The sequence below is a fragment of the Bradyrhizobium sp. CCGUVB4N genome (assembly GCF_024199945.1).
Lineage (GTDB): Bacteria > Pseudomonadota > Alphaproteobacteria > Rhizobiales > Xanthobacteraceae > Bradyrhizobium.
The window spans coordinates 4,973,896-4,987,147 of record NZ_JANADP010000001.1 but is presented as its reverse complement, the minus strand read 5'-3'; the positions used below and the strand labels follow the sequence as shown (position 1 = coordinate 4,987,147).

General features: G+C 59.3%; 14 protein-coding genes and 1 tRNA gene. 6 read left to right on the top strand and 9 right to left on the bottom strand.

Annotated features, from left to right (window positions below):
- Nucleotides 1–16 precede the first annotated feature (16 nt).
- The 4 genes from NLM31_RS22860 to NLM31_RS22845 all read left to right on the top strand — a co-directional run bounded on the left by NLM31_RS22860 (nucleotide 17) and on the right by NLM31_RS22845 (nucleotide 1,527).
- Nucleotides 17–799 carry a hypothetical protein gene (locus tag NLM31_RS22860; protein ID WP_254193748.1) on the top strand — a complete coding sequence of 261 codons (783 nt, stop codon included), beginning with the start codon at nucleotides 17–19 and terminating at the stop codon, nucleotides 797–799.
- 19 nt (nucleotides 800–818) lie between these two features.
- A complete protein-coding gene (locus NLM31_RS22855) occupies nucleotides 819–1,034 on the top strand; it encodes a hypothetical protein (RefSeq protein WP_254193747.1) in 216 nt (71 codons plus the stop codon).
- Between the two features lie 68 nt (nucleotides 1,035–1,102).
- A tRNA-Ser gene (locus NLM31_RS22850) sits at nucleotides 1,103–1,192 on the top strand.
- Nucleotides 1,193–1,242: 50 nt separating this feature from the next.
- The gene (locus NLM31_RS22845; protein WP_254193746.1) at nucleotides 1,243–1,527 is read left to right on the top strand and encodes a hypothetical protein; all 285 of its coding nucleotides are present in this window, start codon (nucleotides 1,243–1,245) and stop codon (nucleotides 1,525–1,527) included.
- Nucleotides 1,528–1,596: 69 nt separating this feature from the next.
- On the opposite strand, the gene NLM31_RS22840 is transcribed toward NLM31_RS22845, so the two are convergent.
- From NLM31_RS22840 to NLM31_RS22825, 4 genes are all read right to left on the bottom strand, one after another.
- Entirely contained in the window at nucleotides 1,597–2,346 is a 750-nt protein-coding gene (locus NLM31_RS22840) for a hypothetical protein (protein WP_254193745.1), read from the bottom strand.
- 131 nt (nucleotides 2,347–2,477) lie between these two features.
- On the bottom strand, nucleotides 2,478–2,753 hold the full coding sequence (locus NLM31_RS22835; RefSeq protein ID WP_254193744.1) for a hypothetical protein: 276 nt from the start codon (nucleotides 2,751–2,753) through the stop codon (nucleotides 2,478–2,480).
- Between the two features lie 10 nt (nucleotides 2,754–2,763).
- Nucleotides 2,764–3,033, bottom strand: coding sequence for a hypothetical protein (locus tag NLM31_RS22830; RefSeq protein ID WP_254193743.1), 270 nt, complete (start codon nucleotides 3,031–3,033; stop codon nucleotides 2,764–2,766).
- On the bottom strand, nucleotides 3,033–3,353 hold the full coding sequence (locus NLM31_RS22825; RefSeq protein ID WP_254193742.1) for a hypothetical protein: 321 nt from the start codon (nucleotides 3,351–3,353) through the stop codon (nucleotides 3,033–3,035). Before NLM31_RS22825 ends, NLM31_RS22830 begins: the two co-directional genes overlap by 1 nt.
- A 749-nt stretch (nucleotides 3,354–4,102) precedes the next feature.
- Here NLM31_RS22825 and NLM31_RS22815 point away from each other — a divergent pair.
- Entirely contained in the window at nucleotides 4,103–4,876 is a 774-nt protein-coding gene (locus NLM31_RS22815) for a hypothetical protein (RefSeq protein ID WP_254193741.1), read from the top strand.
- 299 nt (nucleotides 4,877–5,175) lie between these two features.
- On the opposite strand, the gene NLM31_RS22810 is transcribed toward NLM31_RS22815, so the two are convergent.
- The 5 genes from NLM31_RS22810 to NLM31_RS22790 form a co-directional block, all read right to left on the bottom strand.
- Complete coding sequence (locus NLM31_RS22810; RefSeq protein ID WP_254193740.1) at nucleotides 5,176–6,147, bottom strand: ABC transporter permease; 972 nt, start codon at nucleotides 6,145–6,147, stop codon at nucleotides 5,176–5,178.
- Nucleotides 6,148–6,154: 7 nt separating this feature from the next.
- Nucleotides 6,155–7,123 carry an ABC transporter permease gene (locus NLM31_RS22805; RefSeq protein WP_254193739.1) on the bottom strand — a complete coding sequence of 323 codons (969 nt, stop codon included), beginning with the start codon at nucleotides 7,121–7,123 and terminating at the stop codon, nucleotides 6,155–6,157.
- Nucleotides 7,120–8,610 (bottom strand): sugar ABC transporter ATP-binding protein, encoded by a 1,491-nt coding sequence (locus NLM31_RS22800; protein ID WP_254193738.1) that lies wholly within the window; start codon nucleotides 8,608–8,610, stop codon nucleotides 7,120–7,122. Before NLM31_RS22800 ends, NLM31_RS22805 begins: the two co-directional genes overlap by 4 nt.
- 57 nt (nucleotides 8,611–8,667) lie before the next feature.
- The gene (locus NLM31_RS22795) at nucleotides 8,668–9,804 is read right to left on the bottom strand and encodes an ABC transporter substrate-binding protein (RefSeq protein ID WP_254193737.1); all 1,137 of its coding nucleotides are present in this window, start codon (nucleotides 9,802–9,804) and stop codon (nucleotides 8,668–8,670) included.
- A gap of 78 nt (nucleotides 9,805–9,882) precedes the next feature.
- Nucleotides 9,883–10,965, bottom strand: coding sequence for a zinc-binding dehydrogenase (locus NLM31_RS22790; RefSeq protein ID WP_254193736.1), 1,083 nt, complete (start codon nucleotides 10,963–10,965; stop codon nucleotides 9,883–9,885).
- A 240-nt stretch (nucleotides 10,966–11,205) separates the two neighbouring features.
- Here NLM31_RS22790 and NLM31_RS22785 point away from each other — a divergent pair, with 240 nt between their 5' ends.
- Nucleotides 11,206–12,117 carry a LysR family transcriptional regulator gene (locus NLM31_RS22785; protein WP_254193735.1) on the top strand — a complete coding sequence of 304 codons (912 nt, stop codon included), beginning with the start codon at nucleotides 11,206–11,208 and terminating at the stop codon, nucleotides 12,115–12,117.
- Nucleotides 12,118–13,252: the final 1,135 nt, after the last annotated feature.

Sequence of the window (13,252 nt, the reverse complement as noted above, 5' to 3'; positions counted from 1 at the left end):
AACCTGGGTGTCAGGTGTGGGCGACGACGTAAATGCGTGCAGCCGCGCCGCACCTTGCAAGACCTTTGCCGGGGCGATTGCCCAGACGGCAGATGGCGGCGAAATCGATTGCGTCGATGCGGGTGGATTTGGAACGGTAACAATTCTCAAAAGCATCACAATCGACTGCGGTGGAACATTTGGTTCCATCCTGGCCTCGGGGACCAACGGCATCAACGTCAACTCTCCCGGGAGCAATGTCGTCTTGCGCAACCTCAGCATCGACGGTGCGGGGACAACTCTCGGACTCAGGGCGATCAATATTCTCGCCGCGAACTCCGTTTCAATCGAAAACGTGACGATGTCGAACTTCTCGCAGCAGGCGATTGCGGATGTTCGTCCGACTGCCGGGACCCTCACGATCATCGATTCCGTCGCACGGAACGTTGCCGGGGCCGGATTGGGAGCCGCAACAGGTGGCGCCCTGAAATTGCAGATCAACAACTTCAGGTCATTCAACAACGGGTTCGGAATTTCCCTCGGCGCGAGCATCAATGCCACCATCGCCAATAGCGAACTGTCCGGCAATACCACCGCCGGGATTGACAACGAAGGTGCCAACATTGCTGCAACCAACAATGCGATCTCGAACAACGTAACAGGTATTTTGAATCAAGGTGGTACGACGCGGCTGTCGAATAATGACCTTTTTAACAACACCACCGGTATCAAAAACGTCTCCGGAAACGTGATCAGCTATGGCAACAACCGAAACAACAGCGGCATATCCGGACCGATTTTGTCTTCAAGTCAGTTCTAGCGCTGCCTGAACGGCACACATGCTGAAGGCCCGCCAGCGGCAGCCGGCGGGCCTTATTGTCATCGCATCAGTCGAAGGGAGCGTCATGAGCCGCTATTGGTCGCGCTTCCTGTCAATCGCGATCACGATGGACATTTACAGCCATCTGACGCCGAACATGCAGGGCGAAGTGGCCGCAGCGGTTGACGACGCCATGCGAGCCGCCATAAAGAAGCGAACCGACGACGTTGGGTAGCAAAGCGGTAGCAGAGTCCTCGAAATGGTCTCTGCGACGTGGCGAAAAGCTAAACAATATCAAGGCTTGGAAGGGTGGCCGAGTGGTTTAAGGCACCGGTCTTGAAAACCGGCGTGCCCGCAAGGGTACCGTGGGTTCGAATCCCACCCCTTCCGCCACCTGCTAATCCCAATCTGTCCTAATCTGTCATGCCGTGTTGGACAAGTGCTTGATTACAAAGCGCTTTCCCGACATTTCTCTCCTGTGGTGTTCGACCACGCACTATGGCGTCCTCGCGCTCGACGTGGGGTGGGACGTGGGTTTAGGCGGACACTTGGCGGGAGACGGAGTCTCGCAACGCATCGTCGACCGCTGGGATGATCAGATCGGCGGACTATTGAGTCCGGGGGCAATCAATTGGGATCGTTGGCACGCCAGTAACCCAAAACCGGAAATGAGCCGGCTGAAGCGCGACATCGTTGAGCGCAAAGCGCGAAAGCTTCAGCTAGTGTGATGATCCAGCGGGAGCACAGCGGATTGATGCGGCCTGGACTGCGGCCCCGACGGGGTTCCAAAATGATCGTCAGTCGGCCGATCCTATGCGGTCGAAGGGAAGCTCGCGAACGAATCCGTGGAGGTCAATCTGCTTATCGCGTGGCGTATCGATTGTTACGCCTTCATCGAGAGTCAAAACGAGCGCATAGACAGTATGATGAAATTCAGAATCAAGGGTTGATTTATAGGCGATGCAGACAAGTACGAGTGGAGCAATAAATGCTGCGGCTCTGCTTCCTGTTAACATCGCGCGATAGGCTTCGATCTTCGCATTTGAAAGAATACCTGTACTTGACCAGGGAAGTTCGTCGCGGGGGAAGATCGTTCGGGTCGAGTTCGAAGACTCGGCATTCGCGCACGTCTCAGCCTTTTCTGTTTCGGGAGTGAAGGCTCCAAACATTGCTTGTTGTGACACCGCGGCATGGAGTGCGGGTGTTAGGCCTGAATTCTTCAATGAAAAATCTAACCGCCATGTTAAACCAGTTGAGCCGAGTTGAACGTCGGCCAGCATTGCTGGAGTCATGCTGAGCCACGGTCGCTGGTCAACTTGGAATCTATGGTTGGCCAAGGTGAATTGCCAAAAAGCGAAAATCGCGGCAATCGACGCCGCGAGAAATCCTAAAGCCTTAAACCATTCGCGAATCGCTTGGAGAACGGATTCGTTCTCCCCTTGAAGCGAACGTCCCAACAAGCGGACATCACGTTTATGCGTTTCCCAAGCAACGTAGGCAAACGCGAATACCCAAGCGCCTATCACAAGAATGCTATTGCTGTTCACTGGCCAAATCTCGTTGAATACGCGCTCGGCTTAGGATGAGTACGGTATCGGGTCCGGCGAATTGACGCTGTTGTCCCGCGTTCGATGGGGCTAGGCGGGCGGCAGTCGTGTGGTTTGGAAAAGTAACTTGGTCATCGTTTATCGGGAGTCGGTATGACTTGGATGTGGTCGGCTACGCGGCGCGCCGGAGGCGCGTCACCGGCATGTGGCATCAGATGCATTCCGTGCCGCTGGCGAAAATAGCCGTCAATTGCTGGCCAGAACCTGCCGCCCATCTGCTTGTCGACTCTCGGCAGACCTTCTTTATTTTCGAGGTGTAGCGCCAGGGACGGCCACTCCTTGGCGCGTTTTTCACCTAGCACGAGGGCGGCGATTTCGTCTTCGCTGGGGTAAAGTGGAATGGTCATCGTCCGATCTTCAAACGTCGTCGCCGAACTTCCGACGAAACTCCGCTCGCTCATAAGCAACTTGGATGTATTCGCGTAGCCCGCCTTTGAAATTAAAGCTCAATCGTCGAATCTCAACAGCGAATCCCGCCGTTTCTGCATCCTCTTTTAATCGGTCTGCGCGGACACCAGCTATATATCTTTGATCGCTCGGATCTGTGTGATCACCCAAGCTTCCTAAGTTCTTTGCGGTCCAGTCGGAAAGAAATGTCTCAAATTCTTGGTTCAAATCTTCCTTCATTATCGTCCCACTCTCACGTCACCGTAGTCCTCGGCACGCTGCACGACTTCCATATCGCTGCCGGCCAGCAGCGCCCCAAGGCCAAAAAAGACCATGCCGCCGATCCAGACGACGGCTATCGCGGCTAGGAAGGATGACTGTCCGACTCCGACGCCAGATTGCAGCTTCGACATGGTGTCGAGAGCGTCGACGATCACGACAAAGAATCCAGCAATACCCCAAAGCCAGAATAGCACTGCCAAGAAATTGCGTCCGACGACCCTGCGGGTATTGATCAGGTAGACTTCATTCCATTGTTGCCGAGACCCAAATAGCCCCATTCCAATCCTCCCCTGACTATCAAAGCATCCAATCGCAATAGAAGGGCAGGCGCAACTACAAATTACCTGTGCAAACAATTACTTATGTAGATTGTCAACATGCTGGCGGCGGTGCGCGTGATAACGAGTCGGCATGACCCTCTGGCCAGATCAGATTGCCTACCCGCCGCGCGGTATGTCGCGCGATGAATCAGCTCGTTACGTTGGCGTAAGCAACATCACGTTTGACCAGATGGTGCAGCTTGGCTGGATGCCCCACCCGAAGCGGGTATTCTCGCGCCTGATCTGGGACCGGTTGCAACTCGACGCCGCGTTCACAGATCCGTCCGAGCAACTGGCGAACCCTCTCGATAGATGCTCGCCGCCGAGGAAGCCTGGGAACGGCGGTACGATGCTCGCAAAGGGCTCCGCGCTTCCGCCGATGCTCAGGCCGCGGACCTTTCGAGGGCAGCGGTCGACCACGCGCGGAGCGAGCCGCGGACAGAACGCAAAGAGGCGGCGCAGGCAAAAGCCCGGCCGCCTCGCGACGAAATGCCCTTTTAATGGGTCGCGCGCTTTGCAGGGGCCGCGCCAGCGGATGCGATCCAGCAGCTCATCGAGATTGGACTAAAGTCTCGAATCTGAAAATACAACGATGTCAGTTGCTTGCGGAGCGTTGGCAACATGATTGTTGAGTATCAGCAATACCCCGTTGTTCCCCGGCTTCAGTTAGAGGTTGTTTCGTGCTGAACTCTCGCTAGGGGGATTCAGTGACAGAACTTGCTCAAGCATACATTCATTTGAAGCCATACTCCGCATCGCGCCGCGATATCCAATCGCTGGGGCGTTACGCAAAACGCATCGCCGTCAGAGCAGCCGCCGACATATATGGTGGCGAAGTCGAAATCGAAGTTCAAATCGAAGAAGGATCGCTGGTCACCCGTGTCACCGTGGTGGGCTCGATTTTCTCCGTTTTGCTGGCTACTTACGGATTTGTCGCGAACTACAAGGGGTTCAAAGAAGGCGTTGTTGAAATGTGCGGTGATGCAAGGGAATTCGCAGTCGACGTTTGTACTCCTTTCATCAAAAAAGCCGGCGTTCCGAATGAGGAGGTCTACCGATTCGAACGGCGGCTAAAGACTCCTGGCAAGTTGTATCGCTTCAGCAAGCGGCTCGAGAAACTGGAAAAATCAGTTGGCGAGTTGAGCCCGCATGATGTCCAGAAAGAACTCGGGAATCTCCGAGCAGAACTCGATGCCATAGCGCAGCACCTCACCCCTGAGGAGAGACAGGCATTGGATCCAGTCTTGAACCGCCCCAAACTTCCTCCAGCCAAAGAATGGCCCACACTGGAAGAACCAAAAGCCGTGCTCCGAAAGGAAGACGAACTAGAGCAATCACTCCTCTTCTACGAGGCCGAGGAAAATACTCCCGATCACCTTAAGCCGCGAGTTGTGTTTCGAGAGATTGCAAAGGTCCCTCGTCGCAAAAGAGGGCGTCGCAACAATCGGCGCAAGCTTGAACAGCCCAAATTGCTATCATGACGTGAGGCCTAAGACGGTCGTGGGGCAGGGCGTAGGTTGAACCGTAGAAAATCGAAATTCGTCCGTAAATTCAGCTCCCTTCGGTTGACACCTCTTCCGCCAGTATATTGTTCTCCATCATTCGCAATCATTCGAATTCGACAGCAAGATCAGCTGCTTGCGGCGAGAGGTTGTGCTTCGCAGTTCGCCGGTGTTCCTCTTGATCAGGCCGCTGACCGGACCTTCGAGCCGAGCCGGCCACAGGCGTGGCTACGGGAGAAAGCCACGCGCGTGCAGTCGAGCGCGATATGAAAGGCGGCTTAGTGGCGGTCCTTTCGGATATAGATCGCGGCGGCGAGAATGATGACGACGCCCTTGATGATCAGCTGAGCCTGGACGGGAACGCCGAGCAGGATCACCTCATTTGCAATGACGACGATGATCGCCGTCCCCGTCAGTGCCCCGAGAATGGAGCCCTGTCCGCCCCTGAGCGACACGCGTCCAACGACACAGGCGACGATGGAATCGAGTTCGTAACCTTGTCCCACCCAGTTATCGACAAGCCCGACATAGCCACTCAGGATCAGGCCGGCGATGGCAGCAAGACAACTCGAGACCAGGTAGCAGACGATCGTGACGGCATCGGAGTTGATACCGAGGAGGCGCCCGGTCACGGGATTGCCGCCGACGATAAAGATCCGTCTTCCGAATGCGGAGCGATGCAGGACGACGGCAAGCACGACCGCCAATACCAACAGAACCAGCGCGTTGTAGGGCATGCCGTGAAACTTGCCGGATCCAAGCAGGCGCAAGAACGGTGGCACGTTTCCGGACGGCGCACCCTGTGTATAGACGAACCTGAAACCCTGCAGCAATATCATTGTCGCTAGCGTTGCCAGAAACGGGGATACCTGGCGCTTGGTGACGAGGAAGCCGTTGAGCAGTCCGACGGCGACACCGACCGCCATCGCGGTCGCGATGATGGCAGGGACATTCTGGTCAGCCCCCGAGAAGCCAGTCGCAATCACCGCGGCGGTCGCCATCATCGAGGCGACCGAGAGGTCGAGGCCACGAACGATCATCACCAGGCTTTGTCCCATCGCGACAATCGCGAGCGGCGCGACCTGCAGCAGCAGATTGGACAGATTGCCGGGACTGATGAAGGCCGGCGACATCGCGCCGCCGAGCAGGAGCAGCAGCGGCAAGGTGAGGGCCACGCCATAGCGTGCCATGACGCTGCGGACCGACCAGGATGGCGCGACGGAGCCTGCGATCTCGATGGAGCCCGACATCTCCTGGTCACCCCAGCCTGCGGCGTTCGATATAGACGGAGACGGCGAGGATGATGATGACCGCCTGCGCCACCAGTTGATAGTGCTTCGACACGTCCATGAAATTGAGCAGATTGTTCAGGAGCGCGATCAAGAAGGCACCGAACAATGTGCCGATCACGCCGCCTTTGCCGCCGCTCAGCAACGTGCCGCCGAGCACCACCGGGGTGATCGAGGCCAAAGTGTAGTTGACGCCGGTATAGGGTTGTCCGACGCCGAACCTTGCCGCGAGGTAAAGTCCGGTGGCGGCACAGCAGAAACCGGAAGCACCGTAGACCAGCATCAGGATTCGGGTTCGTCGCAGCCCGACGAGACGAGCCGAGTTGTCGTCATCTCCAAGTGCGTAGATCTGACGGCCGAGCGGCAGATATCGCAATAACAGCGCGACCAGGACGCAGAGGATCACCGCGATCGTCGCACCGATCGGAATGCCTGCGATGCGTCCGTAGGCGACAAAACTGAAGTCGCGCGGCACGCGGCCGACGGGCCCCAGCGCGTAGAGTAACGTCATGCCCTGGAGGATCGCACCCATGCCGAGTGTCACGATCAGCGGGTGAACGCGGAGCGCGACGACCAAACCGGCGTTGACCACTCCGACGAGCGTTCCGAGCGCGAGCACGCCGATGACGACTGGAGCGACACGGTCCGGATTGCCATTGATGAGGCCGGACGTCAGACACGACGTCAGGCTGATCAGCGAGCCGACCGAGAGATCGATGCCTCCGCTGAGGATGGTCAGCGTTTGTCCGATGCTGACGAGTGCGAGATCGGTGGTCTGTTCGTACACGTTGAGCAGGTTGCCCAGCGACAGGAAACGGTCCGACACCGTCGCGCCGATGGTGTAGACGGCGCCGATCAGGACGAGCACGCCGGCGAGGCCGGCGTTGGCGCGCAGCCACCAGGGCGTCGTCAGTCGAGCGGCAGCGATCGTGGTCATGCGGCGCGCTCGCTGGTGGCCAGATGCATGATGCTTTCCTCCGTGGCGTCGCGCCCCGGCAGTTCGCCGGTGACGCGTCCCTCGCGCATGACGATGACGCGGTCAGCCATGCCGATGACCTCGGTCAGTTCCGAGCTGATCATCAGAATGGCGAGGCCGGAATCGGCCAGCTCGCGCATGATGCGGTAGATGTCGGCCTTTGCGCCGACATCTACGCCGCGCGTCGGTTCGTCGAGGATGAGAACCGATCTGCACAGGCGTGCCCAGCGTGCAATGATCACCTTCTGCTGGTTGCCGCCGGACATCGTTGCGACGGGCGTTGCAGGTCCGCGGCAGGCGATGCGGTATCGCTCGATTTCGCGACTGGCGATCGTAGCTTCTCTGCCACGATCGATCATGCCGTAGCGCGTAAGCTCGCCAAGCGCCGGGCCGGAGATGTTCGCGGCGATGTCAAGCAGCATCGCAAGGCCCTGCGACGTGCGATCCTCGGTGACGAGGCCCATGCCGAGCCGGATCGCCTTTGCGGGTGACATCGCCGTGATGCGCTCACCGGCGATGTGGAGGGTGCCCTTCGAGATCGGGACCGCACCGAACAGGCCGAGGGCGAGGTCGGTCCGGCCGGCGCCGACCATGCCGGCCAGCGCGACGATCTCTCCGGCATGCAGTTCGATGGAAACATCCCGGACCCTGTCACCGACGGAAATGGTGTCGGTCCGCAGCACGGCTTGATCGGTCCTTGTTGCGGCCGAGCGTGGCGGAAACAGATCGCCGAGATCGCGGCCGACCATCATGGAAATCAGCCGCTCGCGCGAGACGTCGGCGGTATCCTGTGTGCCGACGAGACGACCGTCCTTCAGGATGGTCGCGCGATCGCACAGCGCGAAAACTTCATCGAGGCGGTGTGAGATGAAGAGGACGGAGACGCCCGTTTCGCGCAGCCGGCGCAGGCGCTCGAACAGCAGCTCCACCTCGCGCCCGGCGATCACGGCGGTGGGCTCATCGAGGATAAGCAGGCGAACATTGTGCGTCATGGCGCGCGCGATCTCGACCATCTGCTGGTCGGCGACCGAAAGCGAGTCGACCGTCGCGCGCGGGTCAAGGGCAACGCCAAGCTTGCGCATCAGTTCGGCTGCCTCTTTCCTTGTGCGCCGGTGGTCCACCAGACCGATCGCGTTGCGTCGCTCGTTGCCGAGGAAGATGTTCTCGGCGACCGACAGCTGCGGGAACAGCGCGAACTCCTGATAAACGACGTGGACTCCGGCGAGTTTTGCCTCGCGTGGCGATGTCCAGCTTACGGGCTGATCGGCGAAAATGATCTCGCCCTCGTCGGGCGCCACCGCGCCGGCGATGATCTTGATCAGGGTGGATTTCCCGGCGCCGTTCTCGCCGAGCAGGCCATGGATCTCTCCTGGTCTGACGTCGAGGTTCACGCCGCTGAGGGCGCGTACGCCGGGATAGCTCTTGGAGATCGCTTTGAGCGTCAGCATGCGGCCCGTCTCGCCCCTCTGGCGTACCGGCCCCGCCGATACGCCATTGTTCCGGGTTCAGTGCGGATAGTCGATCTTGAACGTGCTCGGATTGTAGGTGGCGCCCATGCCGCCGGACACCAGCATGTCATCCGGGCCGTCAGGAACGATGTGCTGTTCGGCATACATGTCGGGCTTCGGGATCGAGGGCGTCTCGTCGCCGTGGGTCAGCACGATGTTGCTGTTGATCGTATACACGCAGGGCACCGAGGCGCCGGACAGCACCTTGAGCGCGACGTCGAGAGCCGTGCCCATCATCGCGGGCGGATAGTCAATGTCGAGCAGCGGGAACTTGTTCTTGATGGCCATCTTCATCGGCCCGTTCATGTCGGCCGAGGTGATCGGCGGAATCTCGCTGCCCTTCCAACCGGCATCGAGGAAGGCCTCGATCGCACCGGGTACCTGCAATCCGTGCGGCGAGAACACCGCGTTGATGCTGTGGCCGTACTTGGCGATCATCGCCTGCATCACTTGCTTACCCTTGACCGGGCTCCAGTCGGAGTAGACGGTCTCCAGGATCTTGATGCCGGGATAGGCGGAGAACACTTGCATCGCCGGTTTGACACGGTTCTCGTTGGGGCTGGAGCCGGCCTGGCCTCCGAGGATGATCACGTTGCCCTTGCCGTTCAGCTTCTCGACGATCCACTGTGCGAACAGGCGCCCCATCATCGCGTCGGAGGCGGTGACGAAGGTGACGAAGTTGTCGGAATCGACCCGGCGGTCCACCATCACGACCGGGATGCCGCGTTCGGTCGCCTGGGTCACGGCGGGATCGAGCGCCTGCGAGGTGTTGGCACTGACGATCAGGAGATCGACGCCGCGGGACACCAGGTCCTGGATGTCGGCGACCTGCTTGGCATCGTCATGGCCGGCATCGGTGATCAGCAGCTTTTTCACCACGTCGGCATGGTCGTGCGCAGCCTTCTGAAGCGAGTGCAGGCCAACCACGCGCCAACTGTCGCCAAGGCCGGCATTGGAGAAGCCAATGGTGTAGGGCGGCGCCTTCTTGAACTTCGCGGTGTCACGAATGCAGACGTCGAGCGCCGGGTTGAACAGGAACGTGCGTGGCGCACCGGAATATTGCGCCTGCGCCGCGTTTGATGTCGCCAAGGCAAGGCAGGCAAGTGACAGGCAACTCGCGACGGTAGCTCTCATTGATATTCCTCCCCTTTGATTTTAATGACCGTGGCGACTTGAACGTCGCTCTGGATCAACTCCGGTGTCGGCGTCGTCTCACGACGGTGCCGCAAGCTGCGTGGACACGAGTATCTTCAGCTTGTCGTTGCTCGGAGCAGTGAGCACGTCGAAGCCCTTCGACACGACGTCCTCCGCGCGGATGCGGCCGTCGATGATCTTTGAGATCGGCAACTTGCCGGACTCGACGAGCCCGATGATGCGTGGCCACATCGTGATGGGGTAACACCAGGTCGCCTCGATGGTGATGTCCTTCAGCGCCCAGAGCATCGGGTCAGTGGAGGCCTTGCCGACATGCAGGCCGGCCTGAACGACGACGCCGCGCCGGCGTACGGCCTCGACACAGGTGTTCAATGCGCTCTCGTTGCCGACGCACTCGATGGCGATGTCGACGCCGACATTCTCTTCTGTTTGCTCTTTGACCCGCGCGACCACATCCGTCGTCTTGGGATCGTAGACGCCGGCGCAGATCCCCCAGCTCTCGATCGTTCTCCTCCGCGAGGCATTGGGTTCGGACACATAGATTCTGGCGGCACCCGCCGCATGCGCGCACAGGATTGTCAGAGCGCCGATCGGGCCGGCCCCCGCGATCAGCACCGTGCTGCCGGCTTGTACGCCGCCGCGGTCGACCGCATAGAGCGCGACGGCAGCCGGCTCGATCATCGCGGCTTCCTCGTCGCTGATGGACTCGGGCACCTTTGCCGCGTTGTAGTCGTTGATGACGGCGAGGTCGGACATGCCGCCCCATGCCCAGCTGAGACCGACGCAACCCATCTTTTCGCTGAGGTGATTGAGGCCGCGCCGGCTGTAGTAGTCGTTCATCGGCATCACAAGCGGCTGTACGGAGATGCGGTCGCCGCGCCGGACATGCGTCACCTCGCGACCAACATCCAGCACCTCGGCCGAGAACTCATGTCCGAGAATCTGGGGCAGCGTCGCCGCAGTGAAGACGTGCGGCGTAGCAGGGGTGACGATGGGGCCAGCGATGTATTCGTGAAGATCAGTGCCGCAGATGCCGGTCCACAGCGGCTTCACCAGAAGCTGGTTGGCGCCCATCTCTTTGGGCTCATCGACGGTTTCGACACGGATGTCCTTCCGTCCGTAATAACGAACAGCCTTCACAGCGCTCTTCCCCTTTGCAGCAGGCACGGAAGGTCCGCGCCGCCTTACGTTGTTACCGATCATTACTGCTCTGACTTCGATGGGGAATTTTGCTCCCGACAGTAGAGCCGCCAGTTCCAAAAGGTTAGAATAGACGCCTTGGGGCCACAATATCCGGTGATTTCCCTTCACTCGGGAATGAAATGCCCCAATGAATGGCGCAAGCTATCGGCGATGCGCGAAAAACGGGAGGAGGGCGGCATGGCGATCGATCGGATGAAGGACATCAGCGTGTTCGTCCACGTTGCCGAGGCCAAGAGCTTTACGGCGGCCGCCGAACGCATCGGCCTGTCACGATCGGCGGTCGGCAAGAGCATCGTTCGGCTCGAGGACCGGCTCGGGGTCAGGTTGCTTCAGCGAACGACGCGAAGTGTTTCGCTGACCGGGGAGGGGGCGGCCTTTCACGAGCGCTGCGTGCGCCTGCTCGCCGATCTCGACGAGGCGGAGATGGCGATGCTCAGCCACTCGCAGGCGCCACGCGGTCGGCTGAGGCTCGATCTACCCGTGTCGTTCGGCCGGTTGCACGTGCTTCCGGTCCTCAACGAGTTCATGCGCAAGTGGCCGGAGATTTCGGTCAGCGCTTCCTTCGGGGATCGCTACGTCGATCTCATCGACGAGGGCGTCGATCTCGCCGTCAGGATTGGCAGCAGCGAGGACTCGCGTCTGATGACCAGGTTCCTGGCGCCGCATCGCCTGGTGACGTGTGCATCGCCGGCCTATCTCGCAGCGAGAGGAACGCCGAAAAGCATCGATGAATTGGCGAAGCATAGTTGTCTCGCCTTTGTGCACGGCGGTCGGTCCGTCGACTGGCGTTTCAACGAGAACGATCAGGCCCGGGTGGTCGCGATCAATGGCCGTTTCGTCGCGACCAACGCTGAGGCACTGCGCGACGCGACGCTTGCGGGCTATGGCATCGCGCGGCTCGCAACATTCCTTGTCAGCGATGATCTGCGGGCCGGCCGCCTTGTGCCGGTCCTTAGTGACGTGGACGCCGACGGTGCGCCAATTCGTGCCGTCTATCCGTCGAGCAGGCACTTGTCGCCGAAAGTGCGTACGTTCATCGATGCGCTGCTCGAAGCCTGGAGGCCATATCCGCCGTGGGACCGCCCGTAGGGCGGTAAAATCGTGGATTGCGATGGTAGCTATCGCGGCGTGCGCCAAAGAAACGCCTGCGCTACCGTCCGAATTTGAACACCCGCAAATCCGAATTGGGACATTTTGATCTGAGACAATGGTGTTGCAACGAGACGCGCGGCGTATCGCCGTGTGCTCGCAAAGGCCTCAGCCGGCCAGCCCCGGGCTGGGGCCTTTCGTTTCCGCGAATAAAAACGCCGCCCGCTTAAATGATCGCGGGCGGCGGCTTTCCAGCCCCGGGTGGGTTTGCAAAAACCCGGTCCGGGATAGTCAGCACAGATCGTGCCAACGTTTTATGTCGCGTAATGACACACGTGACGTCAGGTTAGGACAGTGAAGCCGACCTAGTCGACGCTTCGCGCGCTCACTCGCGACGTGAACAGCGATCGCGCGTGGGACGCTTGGCGATAGGATTTCGGTCCGCGACAAGCCTGCCTCGGAGCGGCTCAACGGTTAGTGTTCGGTCGAACGATGAATTGAGATGGGCCGCCCACTGAGGCGGTCTTTTTTCAAAAGCTTTGAATCAGTGAATAAACAAGAGCCGTCGAAAAAACACTCAATCCAACGATAGCGACTTTGAAAACGAGGACTGCAGTCATGCGGTGCCTCCGTGTTTGCAAATCAGTTGAAGCGTACGCCTTTGAGCGGAATCGGCAAGCAACCGCAGATTCGATTATTCGATTAAGTTCAACCGGTAACGACGGGCTAGCTTGTGTGAAGCTGGCGTCGCGATTATCGGAAATCGGCAAACAATGTGGCCGTTTGAGCACGCATCGCAATACTCTACACCGCGCCATTGTCTCGCATTCTCGACTCAGGTCTCTTCGTTGAAGCCGGAATTGCTTCTATGGGGACTAGCGTGCACGGCGAAGCTGGATGCATAGTTTGCTGCCAACCCAGAGTGCTCAAGGCACTTTTTCCGGTGGCTGAAGGCTTCGAGCTAAAACTCTACGAATGCGCCAGCTGTGCTAGTCGCTTGTGGTTAATCACAAGAGCATCGAAATTGTTCGCGCCCAAGGCGGCACCGCTTCCTCGAACGAGCTTCACGACAATCGATGCTGCGTTGGAGGCCACTGCCTTTCGTGCTGACAGGTCAAAGCTCAGGAGTCCGCCC

What these genes read in the sequence shown, in the direction of transcription:
- NLM31_RS22785 (WP_254193735.1), top strand. Translation starts at nt 11,206, where the DNA reads ATGGCGATCGATCGGATGAAGGACATCAGCGTGTTCGTCCACGTTGCC.
- NLM31_RS22855 (WP_254193747.1), top strand. Translation starts at nt 819, where the DNA reads ATGCTGAAGGCCCGCCAGCGGCAGCCGGCGGGCCTTATTGTCATCGCA.
- NLM31_RS22795 (WP_254193737.1), bottom strand. Translation starts at nt 9,804, where the DNA reads ATGAGAGCTACCGTCGCGAGTTGCCTGTCACTTGCCTGCCTTGCCTTG.
- NLM31_RS22825 (WP_254193742.1), bottom strand. Translation starts at nt 3,353, where the DNA reads ATGGGGCTATTTGGGTCTCGGCAACAATGGAATGAAGTCTACCTGATC.
- NLM31_RS22800 (WP_254193738.1), bottom strand. Translation starts at nt 8,610, where the DNA reads ATGCTGACGCTCAAAGCGATCTCCAAGAGCTATCCCGGCGTACGCGCC.
- NLM31_RS22835 (WP_254193744.1), bottom strand. Translation starts at nt 2,753, where the DNA reads ATGACCATTCCACTTTACCCCAGCGAAGACGAAATCGCCGCCCTCGTG.
- NLM31_RS22830 (WP_254193743.1), bottom strand. Translation starts at nt 3,033, where the DNA reads ATGAAGGAAGATTTGAACCAAGAATTTGAGACATTTCTTTCCGACTGG.
- NLM31_RS22805 (WP_254193739.1), bottom strand. Translation starts at nt 7,123, where the DNA reads ATGACCACGATCGCTGCCGCTCGACTGACGACGCCCTGGTGGCTGCGC.
- NLM31_RS22810 (WP_254193740.1), bottom strand. Translation starts at nt 6,147, where the DNA reads ATGTCGGGCTCCATCGAGATCGCAGGCTCCGTCGCGCCATCCTGGTCG.